Genomic DNA, 20,825 nt, shown 5'->3' with positions numbered 1-20,825 from the left:
TAATGCTTCAAACCATGCAGTATATGCATTTTGGTTGAACTAATCTTAGGCTTCAGCTATGAAAAGAGGATAGTACAAAAAGCCGACAAGCCCGGATACCTCGGCTTATCGGCTTCTTGCTTAGATGGTCAAAACGCAGTTATCATCCCTGTCATACTTTGATAATTAAGGTTGCAGACCCTCAACAGACGGTGGACTAGATTCATTCGATTCCGTCTCCGCTGGGCTCGAATCTGGTTCTGGAACGGATTGTTCTTGTGCTGCACTGACGAACAATCGTCCAGCTGCTTCCGCCTCTACTTTGTTGCCTGCTGCATCCTGAGCGCGAATCACAATGACTCCCCCCTCAAGAACAAGGGATGAAGGTGTTGTGTACGTACCCGTGTAACGACCCGGTTCAGTCTCCACTAATGGAATCTCTCCTGCCCCTTGGGCATTCAGATTCAGCGGTAACTGAATCCGGAAAGATGCTTGCAGACCAGGTTTACTGTCAAAAGATACGGTGACACTTTCTCCTGATGTGATGCGAACATCCTCAGCTGGCGTAATATTCGTAAGTTCTGGCAACGCCGTTTCCACGTATACGGTGCGGGTTACCGTTGTTTTGTTGCCAGCGAGATCGGTTGCTGTAATGGTAATCGTGTTCTCGCCTTCGTTAACCAATACGCGATGACTGAAGCTTCTGTCTTTGCCCACTTGTACGGTTTGTCCGTTAACAGTCAACTTATCGAGGAATTGTTCCACGACATTACCCGTTACGTGAACAACTTCCGCATTGATGCGATCTCCTTGAGTTGGCGTAACAATGGTCAACTGCGGTTTGGTCTGATCCAAAATGATGACAACCGGCAGTGAACGGTCGGTTGTTTTTCCGTCCACCACTGCCTCGGCAGTAATCGCATTGATGCCAGAACGGAGTTTCACACCGTATGAGAACTTCCCATTTGCAACAGTTGTAGTGCCAGCGAGATCTTTGCCGTTGTAAAACTTGATCTGAGCGCCGGATGCCGGAGACGTTCCCGACACGGTGAATGTTGATTGATTCGTATACGTGTTCGCAGGTGCTGTGAGCACAGGTGCATTTACCGGATATCTCACAACTGCACGAATCATGTAGTTGCCTTCTTCTGCAGGTGAAGTGCTCCACGCTCCACCTACTCGCTGCCAGCTTCGACCTGCATTTGGACCATCCTCATCGGTAGCGAGTCCCGGAGCACTAGTTCCAGCTAAACTCTGTACATATACGATATAGAAATCACCCGTTACAATGACTGGTTCCGGGAATTCAACAGTTGTCCATTGATCGTTACGAAGTGCAGTACCGTCAAATGGTCCAGCCAGTTGTCGTCCCGGAGCTCCGCCCGCACCCGATGCATCATATACTGCATATTGGAACGCTGTGCCTCCAGGTACAGGCCATTCGGTGTTCCAGAATCGGAACGATGCACCTGTCAGTTGAGCGGTCTCCAGCTCTGGTGTCATTCGAACTGCCCAAGCATTATCCGCAGCGTTAAAAGCTCGTGCGTTCTCTGCTGTTCCATCATCATAAGCAATTTCTCCAGGGAAACCGATGAACGGCTTCAAGGCAACATTCGCCTCTGCCGTACCATTACCAGGTACAGTCACAGTGACGGTTTTACTGTAATAATCAGCCGCCCGGATGGATAGAGTGTAGCTTCCTTCTAATACCTGAATAACGAAGCTGCCATCTGAACCCGTGCGAACTTCACCTACATTGGCATCTTCCACCACGAGAACGGAAGCATCAGCCAATGGTTGTCCTGTCCGCTCATCCGTTACTACACCTTCAATCTGTCCATGCGGGATTGCTTCCAGATTAAAGTTGGCTTTGGCTCCACTGCCATCGGTGATCGTTACCTGCTGAGTTCGAGGATAATATCCATATGCCTCAGCTTTTAACGTGTAATCCCCTGCTACGTGTGTGAAGCTATACTTGCCTGTAGCCGAATCCGTCTTTACCGAACGTCCGGTTTCCAATACGGTAACCGTTGCACTTGCAGGCAGGCTTTGCGGATTAACCGAACCTGTTCCTGGTTTTTCAACTTCCGGTTGTTGCTGTTTCGTTTTGTTAAATTCCGCTTTGTCTGTCCGCGAAATTTTGTACCATGGGTTATCATAGGACGGTTTCGGTTTGTCACTGTTAAGTACAACCGCACTGTCCTCGGTTACTGTCTCCGCAGCAACACCCAGTACCCGGAAATCATCAATGAACCAGCCTGTCTTCACAACACTGTTGTCTGAGGTCAGACGGAACCGGAATTGTACTTCATTGCCGGTAAGTGCCTCCAGGTCATAAAATACCGGTGTCCATTGTTTACCGTTTGTACTATGTGAGAATTTGCCAAGTTCGGACCATGTTGTGCCACCATCTTTGGTGACTTCCACATATCCATAATCGTATCCACTCTCAATCTCGTACCAATGATTAAACGTGAGTGTTCCTTCGGACACATCAGTCAAATCAATGACCGGAGATACGAGCGAATAGTTGGAGCCATTTTCGTACGTATTGTCGAGATCAGTCGCCCAGACATTTGGCGGAGAAACCGCGCTGGCAGGTCCCGTTACCGGAATTCCACGTTCCCACTCATCTTTGGTTCCCGAATGAGTCCAGCCATTATCATCACTGCCGTCGAAGTGATCGATGTAGATATCCTCAGGCACTTCCACGGTAATGGAGACCTCATTCGACTTGTCGCTTTCATTGCCACTATAATCTAGTGCCGCAACGGTATAGTAATAGGTCGAATCCGTAACTGTAGCTGTATCCGTAAACGTTGTTCCTGTTGTACTTCCAATGGATTCATAACCTGTACCTGCTGTTGTGGAGCGATATACGATATAGGATTCGAGATCCTCATCGCTCGGTCCAGTCCAGCTCAAGGCTACGTTGCCCAGAATATCAGCGGTTGCAGTCAATCCCGCAGGAGCTCCTGGTGCAAGTTCATCCAATTCTTCAACTGCGAAATCATCGATGTACCAACCAGCCTTTTGCACCGAGTTATCACTGGTCAGATTAAATTTAATAAATACCTGCTGTCCCGCGTATTCGCGTAGGTCAATATATTGTTTCTTCCAGTCACCACCCGTACCCGTGAAGCTTAACAACTCTTCGAACACATAGTCGCTGTCCTCGGAAGCGATATATACCTTGCCAAAGTCGATGTTATTCTCCAGATCATACCAGTGTTTGAAAGATACTAACGCACCTTCTGGACTCTCGGTGAGATCAATTGGTGGCGCAAGCAGATATGCGTTACTATTCGCCAGATAAGTCCCTTGCAGGTTGGTTGCAATCACCTTGTCACCGGAGTATGCACTTCCAGGACCACTGCTTGGTGCTCCCCATACCCATGTACTTCCCGTACCGCCAGTGGTGAAGCCCAGCTGATCTTCTTCAAAATCCTGAAGATATCCGGGTTGAACACCATTGGAGACAGCCACCTTGTATACCTGACTATCGAATCCGTTATTGCCATAGTCATTCACGCGGATATAATACTCCACACCTTGTGGCTCAATTAGAAAGGCAGGAATGGTTGCTGTGTACGTACCATCTTTGCTATCTCCGGTAATCCGATTCATCGGCAGATAGACGTACTGGTTGGTACCTGTCGTTTTGGCAAAAGCCTCGACGGAGACTACCGCGACGTTATCTGTCACATGAGCCGTTAATGGAATATCAATGCCTGTAAAGGCTGAATTGACAGGCGTGTGTTCCAGTACCGGCTCTTCCAGATCATCTCCGGCTGTAACGACTCTGCCTGATACTGTGCCGATTCCTTCGAGTACAGAACCCACCGCATCAAGCGCATTAATAATGCCGTGACCGTAGCCGTTATTAGGAGATGTTGGATACTGACTGTCTGTTCTCGGTGTGGCCGTATCTGTAATGATCTGCTCCAGCTGATCCACCGTAAGGGAATGGTTGGCCTGAAGCAGGAGTGCAGCAAGTGCAGTGGTATGCGGGCCTGCCATCGACGTTCCGTTCCAGCCTCCCTCATAGACACCACCCGGAACTGCTGAACGAATATTTACACCAGGGGCAGATACTTCCGGTTTGATCTCACCATACGGGGATGGGCCCAGCAGGGAGAACGAAGCCAGATTTCCGTTGATATCCGTTGCTCCTGTAGCAAAACTTTCAGGATAGTTGGCCGGGTTAGCAACAGAACCAGGTCCGCCCGGGTTACCCAGTCTCACATTTCCTGCAGAGAATTCCGGGAAAATCTGAGCATCACGCCAGGCTTGCACCATCGGCCGGAACCATTCATCCAGTCCTGCACCTCCGCCCCATGAATTGTTGACGACATCCGGTGCAAGTTCAGGGTGCAGATTACCTTCCGCATCCACCGGAGCAATCAACCATTGTCCGCCATCCAGAATAATGGCATCTGTTGTTTCCGGATTGAATATTCGTACACCAATCCACTTTGCACCAGGAGCAACCCCAATCTGGTTGGTGCCATCTGCTTCGGAGCCAACCATCGTACCCATCGTGTGTGTACCATGCCCGTCTCCGTCCGCAGGAAGTGAAGCATTACTGTGCGGATCATACCAGCTCAGTTCGGGATCAACAATATTGCCCGAAGCATCTAGTCCCCGCCATTTACTGCGAAGTGCAGGGTGGGTATAGTCCACACCGCTGTCGAGATTGGCAACGACAATCCCTGTTCCATCGATGCCCCGATCCCACACGGCTGGCGCATTGATGTAATCCAGGTTCCATTCCACGTTCTCTGTTGCAAGCTTGTCCTTTGCAGCAGGCTCTTTATCTTTGACTCCAACTGAAGCGTCTTTATCTGGCGTTTGGACAGCATCTTTGGCTGGTGCCGCACTCGCCGGTTCTTTACTCACTTCGGCTTTCTGTAAGTATCGTGTCTCATTCGGCAGAATTTTCTCTACCTCAGGCAGCAGCGCAATCTGTTCCATGACTTCTTTGGTACTCGTTACTGCCAGTGAATTGACAATAAAATAGCTTTTATATTCTTTGACCTTGCCCAGGTCAACTTCCTTTTCCAGATAAGTTTCCAATGGATATTGTGTACGTGAGGCCGTTTCTCGCAGAGAGCTGACGACTGAATTCCGAACGGACAGCTTTGTGGCTGAAGCCGTTTGTTTGGCGATGGTCGCCTTTTCGAGGGCCTGCTTGGAGACTGCTGCTGTATCCACCTGTTCCTTCATTTTCACCAGATAGGTAACATATTCACTACCTTCAAATTCTTTGGTCAACTTGGCGTTTACTTTCGACTCCGAAACTTTGGCAAGTCCAGATTTCATATCCAATTTGGATGATGTGGAGTTTTCAGCTGAAACCGGATGAATGATCGAAAATGCAAGGAGAAGCGAGAGCCCCATGGAGATGGGCTTGCGTAACCGATTAATCTTTATCAAACTTTTCCACTCCTTTTACCCGGTTTTGTAATTTAGTCTGGTACATGTGCCCTTCTCTGCAGAATAAAACGGTAGACTAGCCTTCATCGCGGACGGAATAAACGCCCTGGATTTCACATTAAGCCTCACCTCCTTTACAGGTTTGGTTAGGGTGCAATATGAGTCAGAAGAGATATACAGATCAATCTATGTTTTTTACTTGAAAGTTTAGGAGATTAGGAACGACTTGGGTTAAGACGTAAAACTAAAAGGTTGGGTGTTTGAGTCATGCAACGAGAGTGAATGTCTATAAGCATTCATGTGGAAGGGTAATCAGGAGCGTTAGCAGAACGCTTTCTAAGGAGTGGTGAATATGACTTTCGATCGTGATTCGAGTGAGTGTGAACGCATTTAAATTACATATAATAGTCAATTAGGAATTTAATTGGATTTTATTCGTATAGTATAAAATCATTATTCGATATATACAAGCATTTTATTGAAAAATATAGAAAATAAGTCTTTTTAATGCTTTTCTGTGTCTCATGTCGCTTACGTATTTCATCTCATTTTTCGTATTTATGCATACTTCTGAAGAATTATAGATCGATCTAGTTCTAGATAACCATGACTAACATCGAAATTTCTTTTCAAGAAAAGAAACGACATGAGATCTCTCATGTCGTTCATATCAAAATTTATATCGCATCATGTAATATTCACGCCACCACTTGCATAGCCAACAACAGTATTCACAAGAGTAAGCCCCGTCGCCGTTGCGGAGAACACTAGCAGCAGACGTGTCTCTGCTGTCACAGGTATCGCCAATCCGGTTGTTATGCCATTGGAGATGGTACCCAAAGCAATGATACCTGTGAGTGGCGGCGCCAGTGTAACGATGGCCCCTGGTACCGCAGTGAATGCATTATCCGGAGTAGGTGAACTGAATAATTGCGCTGTGATGGTCACCGTTGAACCGACCAAGGCCAACGCTGCTGTGGTACTAAAATAGGCAGCAATGGAAGTGATCACGCCATCTCGTGGGACTGAGAACGCAAAGTTAATGAGTGGGCCAACAACCGTCCCTGTTAAATCAATTGTGCCACCCAGAATGCTGACACCGGTTGCCGAGCTTCCAAAACCAATGAGACTTGTCGTTCCTACCAGTCCACCAGCAATTGTTGTTAATATAGCAGGTCCGCCAGAAGCAAACGGTATAATAGCTCCCGAACCCGTAGCGCCTGTTACGCCAGTGCTGCCAGTTACTCCAGTAGCTCCAGTTATTCCCGCAATTCCGGTTGCTCCCGTATCCCCTGTTACACCTGTCACACCCGTCGCTCCCGCTAGACCAGGGTCACCTGTTGCTCCGGTTGGCCCAGTTACTCCCGCAACTCCGGCTGCTCCTGTATTCCCTGTGACTCCCGTGGCTCCTGCAACGCCTGCTGCTCCAATAGCTCCTGTGCTGCCCGTTGCACCTGTCGCTCCAGTTGCACCACCTGCTGGGCCAGGAGAACCCGTTGCTCCAGTAGCACCTGCTGCTCCCTGGGCACCAGCAGGACCTATACCACCCTGAGAACCAGCAGCACCTGTCGGGCCTTGTGGACCAGGTACGCCCTGAGGACCCGCAGGTCCAGCCGGCCCTTGACTCCCTGTGTTTCTAAGCCCTGTTGTGATCGCCAATTCGGTCGCACGGATCAAAATGACCAGTTGATCTTTCTCAGCCGAATCGATATTTCCCTGTAAAATGACAGAGAGTAGTACATCCAGCAATTGTTGCAAATTGGTCGCCACACTAATTGGAGAGAATGGAACAGCCTCTACAGATACAATGGTAAGCTCCAAGACAGCTTCGAGGTCTGCCCTGGTTCCCTTTTTCAAATCCGAATGATGAATCAGAGCCAGTAATTTACGCAGTACCTCAATCAGAAGTGAAATATTGTGCGGAGTAGCATTGGCAAAAACCTGTACAATCGCTCCTTTTAACTCACCAATCAGCTTAAGAAGTAATTCGGCTTCTTTTTCAAAGCACTTGTGATCTAGTTCTCCTCCTCTATTTTTCTTAAATATGTTTCCACCAAATCTTATACGTTTCTTTGGCTTCATCTGTCGGGATCTCCTCCTTAGTGAGTCAACTTACTCATTCCGGCATTACTTTTTGGAGGTATGGTGCAGCGAAAATCACTTAATAATAAGTCGGGCGAGCCATACTGACAGCACTTACAGGGATTATATTCTCAATATGAACTGAATATTTCTCCCCAGGTGTGGACATACACTCCTTAATTTGCAGTGTTTAGACTGAATTTGACACAATCGACGAAACGATTATGTTACATCAGAACGATCCCATGATATATCAAATTATGGCGGAGAAAACCATTCCGAAAATGTAGCTCTCCTGAATTCCCCGAAATGCTAAAAAAGTTAAGCAACCCAAAGAGCGCTATCCAATGAGTACAATACTCCTGGATGCGCCCTTTTATAATAACCTCATTGAAAATAATCGTAATTCATTAATCTATTTCAATTTTGAAAACAACAGGCGCATTACTCTTGACGTTGGTCGTGGTAATTGTCAGAGCGTCCGCAGTTCTCTCCCATTGCGGTTTTTCTTCATATCCAAGTACCTGAATGTCTTGAATAACGCCTTGGAAATGATGAGAACCTTCCTTCAGCGATTTAATGTGAGTTACTCCGTTATCCGGGTAGGCAAGAACCGTGGCATACAGACTGCTTTCTTTTATCGTAAATCGTATATCTTCACTTGTAAATATCTTCGTATCTCCATCCGTGAACTGCCCTTCCTTCACCTCGGTTGGACCCTCGCCAAACGTACGCCAGAATGTCGTGTCATAGATCGCTTCTCCATTCACTTCAAGCCACTTGCCGATGCTCAGCAAAATGTCGCGATCTTCATCCGGTATACTGCCGTCTGCTTTGGGGCCAATATTCAGCAGAAGATTTCCGTTCTTGCTTACAATATCGACGAGATCCCGAATGATCTCCTCAGCCGTTTTGTAGTTATTATTTTCCGTATAACACCATGAGTTTTTAGCGACAGCCGTATCCGTTTGCCAGAAATAAGGCTTAAGATCAGCGAATTGTCCGCGCTCCACATCCGGAACGGCACTGCCAAACATATAGGCCTCATGTTTATAATTGATTGCTACAGGCTCGCCCCATTCTTCACCTTTGTTATAATAATAGGCCGCAAATTTCTTGAGATAGGGTTTGAATGCAACCGTCTGAATCCACCAATCGAAATAGAAGACCTTTGGCTGATATTGATCCACCAGCTCACAGCATCGAATCAACCAGTCTTCCAGATACTCTTCAGTTGGAGGAGAACCATACAGATCATGATGATCCGGCTCAGGCATGGCAGGCCAATAGAAATCCCCACGCTCAAGGGGTTCCTTGATATCTGAATCAAACTCCTTTCCGTGAGACATGAAGAACCAGTGCTCGGCGCGGTGAGACGATACACATAAGGTTAAGCCCTGCTTCTCATATGCAACCTTCATCTCACCCAGAATATCTCGTTTGGGGCCCATTTCATATGTGTTATAGTGAGAGATAGAGCTCTTGTACATCTGAAAACCATCATGGTGCTCAGCTACAGGCATAACATATTTGGCTCCGGCCTGTTTAAATAAAGCTGCCCATTCATCGGCATCAAACTTCTCTGCACGAAACATCGGAATGAAGTCTTTATAGCCAAAATCCTTATGAGGTCCATACACCGCAAGGTGATGTTCATAAGCCTTGGAGCCTTGGATATACATATTTCGCGAATACCATTCGCTATCATAAGACGGGACGGAATACAGCCCCCAGTGGATGAATATACCGAATTTCGCTTTTGGGTACCATTCTGGAACTTGGAAAGCGCTGAGCGAACTCCAGTTGTCCTTAAATTTACCGTTCGCAATTGTTGCTTCGATCTGTTGCAAATATTCCTTTTTGTCCATGAACTGTTCTCATTCCCTCCGTTATCGTCTGCACTTGTATTGTAGTGTTACGGCCAAAGGTTAAACATGCAGAACACTAACTTTTAGATGGACAATACTAACCTTGTATGGAGATGAATAGCATGAATCACCAAACGTTGCTTACAAACTACCTGTCCAATCTGCAAGTTGAATTATTCATGGTCAACTATAATCGGTGCGACATGGATTGGCGAGATCTGGATTATACACCTGATTACAGCAAGTTTTATTTCATATGTGAAGGTGAAGGTTGGCTTAAGATTGGGAATGAGGAGTTTTACCCTGTGCCTAATCAGCTTATTTTAATGCCAGAGGGGATCAAACAATCCTACTCTGCAATTAATGACCGTCCTTTTCTCAAATATTGGTGTCACTTTAGTGCAAAGGTTGGGGGAATCAATTTGTTCCAAATTCTGAAATTCCCGACTAGCTGTACGATGGACCAACCTGAGTTGATTCAAGAAATCTTCAGCAGCATTCTTACATATGCCAAATCCGACTCAGTCTATGCCCATATGATGGCCAAGAGCAAACTAACCGAGTTACTGTCCCACTATATAATGAATCTGGATCTGGATCAGATCTCTTTTATTAACGTGCCTGTTATGGAGAAGCTATCCAACATTCTGGCTTATATTGATTCCAACATCGAAGAAAATATTTCGGTTCAGGATCTGGCCCAGATTGCCTACATGCATCCGAATTATTTCATTCGATTCTTCAAGCAACAGATTGGCCTTCCTCCGATCCTCTACATTACTGGCAAAAAAATCGATAAAGCCAAGGAATTACTGACCTGCACCCCGAACACGATCACTGCCATCGCCGAGAATCTCGGATTCAGTGATTTGTATTATTTCTCCAGACAGTTCAAAAAGCATACAGGACTGACACCTACGGAGTTCCGCAGACAAACTACGGTTAGCACATCGTAATCATGGTGCATATAAGCTCATATTAAAAGGGAGTCTCCTCATTTGGAGCTCCCTTCTATAACCTGTTTCTATTTAGTCGTTCGTGCTGAATTACTTTCTTGAGTTCTCTTAAATATGCGTAACCATAGTTCTGATCCGGTTCAAGGTATGCCCCTTCCGCCCATTCATTCCAAGCGTTAACAAAGAGATATTCACTCTTGTACACTGTCCTCGCTCTCTCCATCTGTCTTGATAGATACAGCCCAAACTTCTCTGGGGTAGACCCTAGCGTACTCTGGCCGTCAACGCCTCTACGCGGTGTATTGTCCCAATTGACAAAAGCACCTGGGTAGACCATTTCCCCGTTACGATGTGGTGTTCGTTCGAGAATGGAGGACCATACCTTGTCATAATTCACAGCAATATGCTGCTGGCCCTTGATATTCATTTCGATCCAGATTCCATTCATATGTCCATGTGCAAACGTATAATGCGGTTCAAATTCCATACTTGCATCAAAGATCTGCCGATTAAATGTAGGGAATCCGCCAATGGTCTGCACAAAATGAATCCCTTTCAGGCCGTGCTTCAAAGCCAATTCACGCCAAAACTGAATCATTTCCTCACACTGAGGAATGCTGGCTGGCCGATAGATCAGAAATAACGGCTTACCTTTCACTCGAATATATCGTTTGTCCTTAAATACCTTCACCAGATAATTAAAATGGTCTTCCCAATCCTCTCGATCTCCATAGTTCTGGGCCATGAGAATATCCGATTCCTGGCCATCCCATTTTCTTGTCCATGTTTCATTGGCCCATGACAAACAAAATGGAAAATCAGGCTCCCCACTATGCAAAATTTCATTCACTGGTTTTTCGAGCAGGCGCTTGCCTTTGAACCAGTAATGATAATAACAAAATCCATAAATGCCATGATGATTGGCTGTTTCCGCTTGCCACTTTCGTACATCTGGATCGGAAAGATCATAATATTTCCCCTGAAAAGGCTGGTTAGGCTGATGATGACCCGAATATAAGGGCGTGGCTTTTTTTACATTGGTCCATTCCGTAAAACCTTTCCCCCACCAACGGTCATTCTCCTCAATCCGGTGAAATTGGGGTAGATGCAGAGCAATTACCTTCAATCAGAACGCCTCCAATGCAGCAACATGATGCAGCTTACACTCCTGTGATCCTTGATGGTTATATAAAAATGATATCCAACAGTCGCAGTGTTTTTTGCAGATGGGATTGATTGTATTTCATGTATGCTAGGGCATGGCTAGCGGCCAGTCTTCTTGCATCAATACTCTGCCAGTAATGTTCAAACTTCTGAATGAGTTCCTCACAGGAGTTGAATTGATGAAAGTTACTAAGGTCTATCACGTTGCTCTGATTCACTGATGGTCCTATGAGCTGAAACGTCCCGCATGCGGCAATTTCCATCACGTTTTTGATTGATTCGCCACTATGAATAACCAGTTTGCTTCCGTTATATAACATCTGGCGAGCTTCACTCCTATGAACAGGATAAAAATCCCCGATTTGTGCCCAACCCTTCCCGTCAACCCGAACTTTTTTGTTATCCAGAAGACCAGATTTGGAAAAGGTCGTTAGGATACTATCCGGTTCCGCATCACCGATGATATAAACATCCGATTCGTACTCCGGAGAAACAGTTTGCGGACAGAATATATGTGGATCAGGCGGCATTAACAGCTCATTAGAAGCAGGGCCTCCCTGATGATTCTGATGGTCACTCATTGACCATGAATTCTGTACAAACACGTGATCAAACCACGGCAAAATAACATCCCTTTGATTTACATTTTGATTGGGAGATAACCAGATTGCTTTTTTTGCGGCGGATGCTTTTAATGCAGTGATATTGTCATTCGGCAAACTTTCATCACTTCCAACAACCAGAATCAGGTCAAACTCCTTAGTAGACAGAATGGCTGAAACGGATTCTATATATTTAATTTCATTTACATGCCTCACGAGATGTTTAAGGCTCTGTTCAATCAGTACACAATGTGATGACATTTCCCGGTCATTGCACGGTGTAATCAGAAGCACATTTAACTCCTTATAGATCACTTTGGACTTTACTCGGCTAGATGCATACTCCTCCTGCATCATTTTCAACCATTGCTGCTTAAGATCCAATTGTTGTACTGCCATGTGTTTGCGCATGGATTTCAGTTTTCTGTTCAGTACTGCATGCATTTGTCTCAGAAATAACTGGTTTGCATCAGGGACTGAACGATTCTTTTTGATGGACTTAACCTGCATTTTGGACTTCTTTCGGATAGCAAACCCTCCCGTTCCGTACGAAAACATTCTCTGCCTACAATATGCACGAAATCGTGGCATGGTTTCTTCTGTTGAATGCTTCGCTGGCTCTTTATTGCAAAACGGGCTTTATCCCAGACATATAATGTGTGGTCACCCGGGTCGGTTCAAATCTTGTCCTCATAGAATATATGAACACTATATAGGAGTTGATATCTTTGCCAACATTTGATAGCATCCTTGTCACCGGCAATCAGACGATTAATCAGAATTTGCAAGTTAATGGTAATCAAACCGTTGGTGTCAATCTAAACGTCAATGGTAGCCAGACCATAACAGGCAGCCTTCAAATCAATGCCAGCACCTCGATTGTTAATCATTTGGGTGTAGGCGGAGTGATTCAAGCTGGAGACAGCGTCAAGGCTGCTACACAATTAATGGCACTTAATCAGCCAGCTCTTCCAGTATCTCTGCCAACCCTACAACAGTTCAGATATTACAATCCTGGTGTTGCGGGTCAACCCGGTCTGGTCTTAACAGGAACCGCTGGCAATCAATATATTCTGTTCGTTGATGAGAGTAGTGGAACGCCCAATCTTGCCATTCAACCCTTATAAGGTGATCCATCCACAGGTAAATGTCAGCAAAAGAAGCGATATCCGTGTACACTCCGGACATCGCTTCTTTTGCTTTTGTTTCTGATGAGACTATTTATAACATCATCCATCTATCAATCTTTGATTAATACAGACAAGGCACTCTTGCTTTCCAATTGGAACTTCATCAATATATCGTCACGCAGCTTAACCTGTACGTTACTTGTTTCCTCCCCATCGTTGAAGAGGACTAATGCAACAGAACCGTCTACATTCTTGAAAGCCACGGAACAAATTCCATGATGACTGGACGTTGATTCAATGCGAACAGCCTTGGGACGAATCAAGGCACTAAAGTGTGCCAAGGCATAATAATCGAGTGTATACGTAAGCTCCTTGGTTTGCTGATTCACTTGCACGATACCACGGCACGTACTGCGGCCAAAACCAGGAACGGTTGGCCCGTTGTTCTCATCAAGTGCCATATTCCAAAGCACAAAGGACTTGCTGTAATTGCGAAGAATCTGAATTCCCGTTCGCATCACATTCGAGAAGGCTTGCTCAAATGGCGGGATCCACTCTCCACCCGAACCTTCAGTGAAATGCACTTCTTTACCTGCAAAAGCTTCATAAACCTTCGTTTGAGCAGAAGCATCGCCCCCGTACCAATGCCAGGCTACTCCATCTACTTCCTCTCCCGCTTGTTCAAGTACGGTTAAGGGATAGTCCGGTTGATCCCAGTTGTGATCGTAACAGAGAATCTTGGTTTGAATATCATTTTGCACAAAGGCTGGTTTGAGATGGTTTTTGATAAAGTCCGCTTGCGCTTCCGCTGGCATCAACATACCGGGATAATGCCCCGGTTCATAAAGCGCCTCATTCTGTGGTGTGATGGCATGGATCGGTAATCCATGCTCTGTATACGCTTGAATGTATTTCACGAAATATTCGGCATAAACAGGATACCATTCCGTCTTCAATTGTCCGGTAATCATCGATCCACTCGTTTTCATCCAGCCGGGTGCACTCCATGGTGAAGCAAACAGTTTCAGTTCAGGATTCAATGCCAACGCCTTCTGCGTTAACGGAATAACGTCCCCTTCATCATGTGCAATGCTGAATTGGGTTAATTCTGGATCTGTCTGCTGTTCTGGCATATCGTTATAACTGTATACCGTTCTTGCATAGTCCGAAGCACCCATCGGGTTACGAATGACCGAGAGCCCAATACCTTTCTCCGGATGGAACAGGCGGGACATGACCTCTTCCCGCTGCTCCTCATTCAAGATTTGATTGATCAGATAGGCGGAAGAATCGGTAAAAGAAGCACCAAATCCGTCCATCTCCTGATACGTTAGCTGATCATCCAGAAGAATGGTCGTTGTCTCCAGATCAGGAGCAAGAGGTTGCAATTGATCCGAGGATACGGGTACAAAACATTCATCTTCTCCTGTTGATTTGTACATTTTTAGTATAGTCATAGGATTCTCCTTCATATTTCTATTATTGAATGCCTAGTTTCTCTTTGTTCAATTTCATCTTTTCACTTCGTACCTTCACAATCTCTTCCCAGCGGTTTTCATCTAAGAAGGACTTGTAAGCAGCCAATGCGTTGTCATACGAGGCATCATCCTTAGCCCGTACCATACTGACCAGCGTTGTATTCCATTTCGTATTGATTGCTGACAACGCACGAGCTTCAGGTGTACCTTGATCCGGACTAATATTTTCCAGAATAAAGTGTGGTTTCAGCTTGCCTTTGCCCCATTCCTGCATCTGTTTGATCGCTTCCGGAAATGCATCTGCACTGAGTGCTTTGTGACGGTCATGACCGAAGAACATGAACTCACCCATCCGATAATCCTTTTTGAACTGATCCGCGTTATTGAGTTGCAGCTCTTTCACCGCTGGCAGCAATTCTACACTACCGTCAGCTTTGGTTTGGTAGGTTTCCCCCTCGATTCCGTAATTCATGAGTGTCTGGCCTTCTTCACTTAATAAGTATGTGAAAATTTGAATGGCCTTGGCCGGATCTTTACAATCCTTGGAGATGAAGTTAATCATCCACCCGGTTATCCCGGATTGATTCAATGTCGGGGCATTGCCTTTGGTGCTCTGCGGACCATCAATTGCAACATATTCTTTGCCCGGGTTGGCACTCATGTAAATTTGCAGGTTTCCTCCTTGTTGAGGTGTACCGTCAAGCAGCATGGTCGCGTATTTACCGGACTTTACTTTTTCCTCAAAAGCGGTTCCATCATCGGCAAAACTGTCATCACTGATATTGCCGTCTCTGTACACGGTGTTCAATGTTTTCAACCACGTGAGGTAATCTTCATCCAGATTACGATCGTAGAATTCTCCTGATTCAGTTTCCAGCGGAACACCGATGAAATCTTGCAACGTATCCCCGAGTGAACCTGTTCCTTCACCAATGGAGTTGAATCCAAACGGAATCAGCGCAGTGAACTCTTGCTTAATTCGTTTCATTACACTCTGGAATTCTTCTGGCGTTCCAATGACCGGACTACCCAAAGCTTCGTACACATCCTTACGAATGATAAATGCCGTTTTTGCAGGAATGTTACCGCTATCATAATCCTCCTGTGTATTAGAATAGTTCGGGTAACCATAGGTTTTGCCATCCGCTAATTGAAACCAGTTCAATGTATCGGCAGCCGCAACTTTATTGAAATAAGGATCATATTTTTCCGCCAGATCGTTCAGCGGCATAGCCCAGGTAGCAGCTTTTTGTACCACTGGAGAATTCGAGTCAAAAACGGTTAGCAGGTCAGGCATATCTCCGCCGGCGAAAAAGGTGTTTAACTTGGTATCATCACCCGTGATGAATTTAATATTGATGTTCAGATCCTCTTTAATCTTCTTCGTGACAATGTCCTTGCCAAAATCGGTGTTCCACCAGTCAGCATTGACGTACCACGTCAGGTCGGTAGCTTCTTCCTTCTTATCCAATTGCCAAGCTGGCTTTTCCGGGTCAACCGTATACCGATCTTCAATGGATACCCAATTCCCTTCACTGGAGCCCCCCGATCCACCACTGCAACCTGTAATCATAAGTACGGCTGTGAGCAGTGTTGCGAGCAATTTTATCCCTTTTTTGCCTGATGCCTTTTTCAACTTCAACATGTTTTTGTTCCTCCTCATATTGGGGTATTTGTTTCTTCTATTCCTTGACCGCACCCAGCATCATTCCCGAGATAAAGTATCTCTGAACAATGGGATAGATCAGCACGATCGGGAGTGTTGTAATGACAATGGTGGCCAACTGCACACCTTTGGTCGTTGTTTCGATCACAGCCGAACCTCCAACATTTTGCATGGATTGGGTCTGGGACTGAACGATAATCTCATACAGCATCATCTGAAGTGGATACAGTGACTGATCCGTAATGTATAACTTGGTTGTCATGAAGTCGTTCCATTGCCCTACTCCATTAAATAGTGCAATTGTGGCCATAGCAGGCATGGAGAGTGGAATGAAGATTTTCAGGAAAATATGCCAATCCCCTGCGCCGTCAATCTTAGCCGATTCTTCCAGAGAATCCGGGACATTTCGGAAGAAATTCATCAGAATCACGACATCATAGAAACTGAATAACGCCGGAATAATGTACACCCAGAAGCTGTTTAACAATCCAAGTGATTTGATTAACAGATATGTTGGGATCATGCCACCGGAGAAGAACATTGTGATGACACCCATGGCAACATATAATTTACGGCCTCTTATGTACTTTTTGCTCAGACCGTAACCAACCATGGCACAGAAGAACACATGTGTAACAACACCAATCGTTGTTTTGGACACCGATATGAAGAACGCCTGCCATATGCCCTGATCGTTGAATACCGCTCTGTAATTCTCCAGCGAGAATTCCGGGGACCAGAAGATGAATCCACCTTCCGCGAGCGCCTTGCCTGAGCTAAAGGAAGAGATAATGACATTCCAGAGTGGAACCAGGATAACGATCGTACAGATGATTAACAAAATCATATTTAAGGTATCAAAGATCCGACTATCGAGATCTTCTTTTGCCACCTTTCCATTCACGCGGGATGCCTCCTTCTACAACACAGATTGATTATCATTTAATTTGCTAGTAATTTTGTTCGCCGTGACGAGCAGAATGACAGAGATGATTGAGACACCCAAGCCAACGGCCGTTGCATATGAAAAGTCACCCTGAGACATCCCCATACGATAGACGTACGAATTGATGACTTCCGCTTTATCGCGGTTTTGGGAGTTCATGAGAACCAGGGTCTGATCCAGATTCGACCCCAATAAACCGCTTACAGTTAGAATCAGATTCAGGCTGATAATGGATCTCATATTAGGCAAAGTGATATTCCATATCTGTCTGAGACGGCTTGCACCATCGATTTTGGCAGCTTCATAATACGTAGGATCAATCTTTGCCATGATCGCCAGATACAGAATCGTTCCCCAGCCTGCCTCTTTCCAAATATCTGATAAGGTAGCAATCCACCAATACTTGCCTGCATCCAGCAAAATGTTCTGCGGTTGCGAGATTACTCCCAGACTAAGCAACAACTGGTTAAATAAGCCCGTTGTTGAAAACCAGGTGATCAGCATCCCCCCAAGTACGATCCAGGACAAAAAGTGAGGTAGATATGAAACCGTTTGCACAAACTTTTTGAAGCGTCCGCTGTTTAACTCATAGATCATGATCGCGAGAATAATCGGAATGACGAACCCGATACCCAGTTTCAAAAAGCTGATCCCCAGTGTATTCACAACTGCATCCCAGAAGTATTTGTCAGACAAAATGATTCTGAAGTTATCCAATCCTACCCATGGAGCGGTAGCCAGCGTATCAATGACCGTGTAATTTTTGAAGGCAATCGTCAATCCGTAAATCGGGATATAACAGAAAATAATCATAAATATAATGCCAGGGATAATCATGGATTGAATCTCCCATTGTCTTCGATAATCCACTACAAATTCTTTGATCCGTTGCCCGATGGGCTTCTTTCCGTTAGGACCGACCGTATGTTTACCGGTTGAAGTTTCTACGGCTAATTTATCCACGTTTTTTACTCCCCTCCACCTTGCATTCATTATAAAAACGTTTTTATTTTTCGCCATAAAAACCCCCTTTGTTTGTATTTATGTAAAAAAAGACCGGAGAAACAGCTGAGTCAACTTATGTACGATAGTCTTTCCGGTCAATCTTCACATGACTTGAACCTCTAACCACCAGTTCACCCGCCAATTTTTGCGCTGCCCCTTGTTCTTTCTCCTTGATCATGCCTACAAGTTGATTGATTGCCAGGATACCCTGTCTTGCAATCTGATTTCTTACCGTTGTAAGCGGTGGAGAAAAATACTGTGCGATATCAATATCGTCGAAACCCACGACACTAACATCTTGAGGCACTTCAAAGCCCTCTGACTTCAACGCATGTATACAGCCAATTGCACTCAAGTCATTCCCTGCAAGAAATGCATCCGGCCGCTTGCCGGGATGCAAATGAAGAAAAGATTTTATAGCACTATATGTGCTATCCTCCTCAAAATACCCCTGTATAATGTAATCTTCATCAATTGGAAGCTGGTATTCTTGTAGGGCAGCCAGATAGCCATCTCTACGTTGCACACTATCAAACATCGTGTCCACACCCGAAATATAAGCAATTTTCTTGTGCCCAAGCCCAATCAAATACTTGGTTGCTTCATAAGCAGCCACATACGAGTCAAAAATGACACTTCCCATCGTATCGCTCTGATAGACCCGATCCAGAAAAACAGCCTTGATCTTATCTTTCTCCATGGCGATAATATCTTGTTCATCGATCCGAAGTTCTTCGTAGATAATGACGCCATCCACCCGCCGACCCAGAATATTACTCATAATAACGTGTTTATCCTTGGTCACAAATACATTCAAACCATACCCAAGACGATCACATTCGCGAGACATCGACTCGACCAGCTTATAGAAATACGGACCCGATACACTTGTAGTGAAAAAACCGAGCATTTTGGTTTGACCGGACTTCAAAAGCTTGCCGTTCAGATTAGGCACATAATTTAAACGCTCTGCCACCTTGAGAACATGTGATTTTGTCTCCGGGTTCAAGACATCTACACCATTTAAAGCGTTGGAGACTGTAGAGATGGATACGCCTGCTTCCCTTGCTACATCTTTAATCGTTATTTTTGCCATAAGTTTTGTTCCTTTGCTATAAAAACGTTTTTATATTGTTTAAATTATCATAAAACCGTTTTCATGGCAACACTTTAATTTTTGAGTTCATACATCGTGTCCTTTTATACATCGTTAGATGTTGCTGCGGGCGCAAAAAAAACGGCTCACGTATGAGCCGCCATTCTGAAGCTTTCGCTTTCTATTCCTCATCTTGGATATACATGGAGTGAATCTGTTGCAGCTGCTCTTCAAGACGTTCCATGCGCACAAAACGATCCGCTCGAATATACTCCTTCTGCTCCACAATCATGATCATTGTTGGAACGGTAAAAATAAGAAACTTGGAAGCGACCTCTTCCACTTCGTTAGCATTAATGTGACCCAGATATATGGATGGATAAGGTTCAAGCAGCGCCCTGATCTTGGGCAGTAAAGCGTGACATACACTGCACTCTGGACGAGATACATACAAAAAAACCAATTCATGTTGTTGAATAGCTTCTTCAACCATTTCTATGGATGTTAAATCATGAATAACTTTCACAGAAGCTCAATCCTTTCAGTCATTCGATGGCTTGCTTAGGACGTGTCTCAAAACTCACTGAAGTGCATCTTTTACCACCTTTTCGCTCCCTGCTGCGTCACTTTCCCTTGACGTGCCCCGGCAAGCCTGCGGAAAATTTACTTGCTTGGAACGAAAATTCGGCAAAATCTGCGCCCTTCGGAGTTTTCAGACGCGCCCTAGTTAAAATTTTTCTTTTCAAGTATAGCCTATGTGCGTTAAAATAAAATGGAATATATCCCCATATGAAAGAGGTTATGGTATGAAAAAATCATTCTTATTTCTGTTCACTGCCCTGGTTGTTGTTACTTCCTTCTCGGCGTATGCACCTGTATCGGATGCCTCTGGCGATATTGGAGTTAGCCTGTTATCCGATCGTCAACAGGGTACAGTAAAGTAGCACTTGTACAGAAACCAGCAGGCGACAATTCGGATAACATCTGAATTAGTCGCCTGCTTTATCATTCATATTAATTTTATTTCCAATCTCTCTTTCGAAGATAAGATTCAAATACAAAAGTTCCAAACGGTAAAAGACCGGCCAGTCCACCCATCAGCCAGCGTGTTATCTTCCACTTTTTGACCAGAGCCAAGTGAACGAGCGCAATAAGGTACAAAGGAAACAAAATACCATGAATCATGCCCATTACGGCTACAGCGGAAGAGATATCTGCAAAATATTTCAGAGGCATAGCAATAAAAATTAATAGAAGTAATGACACACCCTCCCATATGCCCGCAATTCTGAATCGGCCTGTCACTGTTTTCATAAGGTCCATTCTCACCTTTCCCGCTAATCGTTTGTGAAATATGTAACTTGTAACATGATACAAAAACTTCCCGCCACATTTCCGTACAGATATGTTGTTCTGA

Annotated in this window: 15 protein-coding genes; 3 read left to right on the top strand and 12 right to left on the bottom strand. The window is 45.1% G+C overall.

Annotated elements, in window-relative coordinates; translation table 11 throughout:
- Positions 1-165: 165 nt before the first annotated feature.
- The 3 genes from NKT06_RS13810 to NKT06_RS13800 form a co-directional block, all read right to left on the bottom strand.
- Positions 166-5,415: a S8 family peptidase gene (locus NKT06_RS13810; protein WP_253435094.1), complete on the bottom strand. Its 5,250-nt coding sequence runs from the start codon at positions 5,413-5,415 to the stop codon at positions 166-168.
- A 687-nt stretch (positions 5,416-6,102) separates the two neighbouring features.
- Positions 6,103-7,497 (bottom strand): exosporium glycoprotein BclB-related protein, encoded by a 1,395-nt coding sequence (locus NKT06_RS13805; RefSeq protein ID WP_253435092.1) that lies wholly within the window; start codon positions 7,495-7,497, stop codon positions 6,103-6,105.
- Between the two features lie 410 nt (positions 7,498-7,907).
- A complete protein-coding gene (locus tag NKT06_RS13800) occupies positions 7,908-9,365 on the bottom strand; it encodes an alpha-L-fucosidase (protein ID WP_253435090.1) in 1,458 nt (485 codons plus the stop codon).
- 122 nt (positions 9,366-9,487) lie between these two features.
- Between NKT06_RS13800 and NKT06_RS13795 the strand changes: the two genes are divergently transcribed.
- Positions 9,488-10,321 (top strand): AraC family transcriptional regulator, encoded by an 834-nt coding sequence (locus NKT06_RS13795; RefSeq protein ID WP_253435088.1) that lies wholly within the window; start codon positions 9,488-9,490, stop codon positions 10,319-10,321.
- A gap of 55 nt (positions 10,322-10,376) precedes the next feature.
- Here NKT06_RS13795 and NKT06_RS13790 read toward each other — a convergent pair whose 3' ends face one another.
- On the bottom strand, positions 10,377-11,447 hold the full coding sequence (locus tag NKT06_RS13790) for a glycosyltransferase WbsX family protein (RefSeq protein WP_253435085.1): 1,071 nt from the start codon (positions 11,445-11,447) through the stop codon (positions 10,377-10,379).
- A gap of 58 nt (positions 11,448-11,505) precedes the next feature.
- The gene (locus NKT06_RS13785) at positions 11,506-12,597 is read right to left on the bottom strand and encodes a CgeB family protein (protein ID WP_253435082.1); all 1,092 of its coding nucleotides are present in this window, start codon (positions 12,595-12,597) and stop codon (positions 11,506-11,508) included.
- A gap of 218 nt (positions 12,598-12,815) precedes the next feature.
- Here NKT06_RS13785 and NKT06_RS13780 point away from each other — a divergent pair, with 218 nt between their 5' ends.
- Entirely contained in the window at positions 12,816-13,214 is a 399-nt protein-coding gene (locus tag NKT06_RS13780; protein WP_253435080.1) for a hypothetical protein, read from the top strand.
- Positions 13,215-13,327: 113 nt separating this feature from the next.
- Here NKT06_RS13780 and NKT06_RS13775 read toward each other — a convergent pair whose 3' ends face one another.
- The 6 genes from NKT06_RS13775 to NKT06_RS13750 form a co-directional block, all read right to left on the bottom strand.
- On the bottom strand, positions 13,328-14,674 hold the full coding sequence (locus tag NKT06_RS13775) for a glycoside hydrolase family 30 protein (protein ID WP_253435078.1): 1,347 nt from the start codon (positions 14,672-14,674) through the stop codon (positions 13,328-13,330).
- Positions 14,675-14,696: 22 nt separating this feature from the next.
- Positions 14,697-16,340 carry a type 2 periplasmic-binding domain-containing protein gene (locus NKT06_RS13770; protein ID WP_253435075.1) on the bottom strand — a complete coding sequence of 548 codons (1,644 nt, stop codon included), beginning with the start codon at positions 16,338-16,340 and terminating at the stop codon, positions 14,697-14,699.
- A gap of 37 nt (positions 16,341-16,377) precedes the next feature.
- Positions 16,378-17,265, bottom strand: a complete 888-nt coding sequence (locus NKT06_RS13765; RefSeq protein WP_017688674.1) for a carbohydrate ABC transporter permease — start codon at positions 17,263-17,265, stop codon at positions 16,378-16,380.
- 15 nt (positions 17,266-17,280) lie between these two features.
- Entirely contained in the window at positions 17,281-18,270 is a 990-nt protein-coding gene (locus NKT06_RS13760) for an ABC transporter permease (protein ID WP_253435072.1), read from the bottom strand.
- A gap of 115 nt (positions 18,271-18,385) precedes the next feature.
- Positions 18,386-19,408, bottom strand: coding sequence for a LacI family DNA-binding transcriptional regulator (locus tag NKT06_RS13755; RefSeq protein WP_253435069.1), 1,023 nt, complete (start codon positions 19,406-19,408; stop codon positions 18,386-18,388).
- 181 nt (positions 19,409-19,589) lie between these two features.
- Complete coding sequence (locus tag NKT06_RS13750) at positions 19,590-19,934, bottom strand: thioredoxin family protein (protein WP_253435067.1); 345 nt, start codon at positions 19,932-19,934, stop codon at positions 19,590-19,592.
- A 280-nt stretch (positions 19,935-20,214) separates the two neighbouring features.
- Between NKT06_RS13750 and NKT06_RS13745 the strand changes: the two genes are divergently transcribed.
- Positions 20,215-20,352, top strand: a complete 138-nt coding sequence (locus tag NKT06_RS13745) for a hypothetical protein (protein WP_179198532.1) — start codon at positions 20,215-20,217, stop codon at positions 20,350-20,352.
- A 76-nt stretch (positions 20,353-20,428) separates the two neighbouring features.
- Here NKT06_RS13745 and NKT06_RS13740 read toward each other — a convergent pair whose 3' ends face one another.
- Positions 20,429-20,722: a DUF3817 domain-containing protein gene (locus NKT06_RS13740; RefSeq protein ID WP_036608336.1), complete on the bottom strand. Its 294-nt coding sequence runs from the start codon at positions 20,720-20,722 to the stop codon at positions 20,429-20,431.
- Positions 20,723-20,825: the final 103 nt, after the last annotated feature.

This window comes from Paenibacillus sp. 1781tsa1 (genome assembly GCF_024159265.1).
Lineage (GTDB): Bacteria > Bacillota > Bacilli > Paenibacillales > Paenibacillaceae > Paenibacillus.
Note: the sequence above shows the minus strand (reverse complement) of the source record. Positions and strands in the feature narration are given on the sequence as shown.

Excerpts from the sequence above, each read along its gene's own strand:
- NKT06_RS13805 (WP_253435092.1), bottom strand. The coding sequence starts at position 7,497 with ATGAAGCCAAAGAAACGTATAAGATTTGGTGGAAACATATTTAAGAAA.
- NKT06_RS13800 (WP_253435090.1), bottom strand. The coding sequence starts at position 9,365 with ATGGACAAAAAGGAATATTTGCAACAGATCGAAGCAACAATTGCGAAC.
- NKT06_RS13795 (WP_253435088.1), top strand. The coding sequence starts at position 9,488 with ATGAATCACCAAACGTTGCTTACAAACTACCTGTCCAATCTGCAAGTT.
- NKT06_RS13785 (WP_253435082.1), bottom strand. The coding sequence starts at position 12,597 with ATGCAGGTTAAGTCCATCAAAAAGAATCGTTCAGTCCCTGATGCAAAC.
- NKT06_RS13775 (WP_253435078.1), bottom strand. The coding sequence starts at position 14,674 with ATGACTATACTAAAAATGTACAAATCAACAGGAGAAGATGAATGTTTT.
- NKT06_RS13770 (WP_253435075.1), bottom strand. The coding sequence starts at position 16,340 with ATGTTGAAGTTGAAAAAGGCATCAGGCAAAAAAGGGATAAAATTGCTC.
- NKT06_RS13755 (WP_253435069.1), bottom strand. The coding sequence starts at position 19,408 with ATGGCAAAAATAACGATTAAAGATGTAGCAAGGGAAGCAGGCGTATCC.
- NKT06_RS13745 (WP_179198532.1), top strand. The coding sequence starts at position 20,215 with ATGAAAAAATCATTCTTATTTCTGTTCACTGCCCTGGTTGTTGTTACT.
- NKT06_RS13740 (WP_036608336.1), bottom strand. The coding sequence starts at position 20,722 with ATGAAAACAGTGACAGGCCGATTCAGAATTGCGGGCATATGGGAGGGT.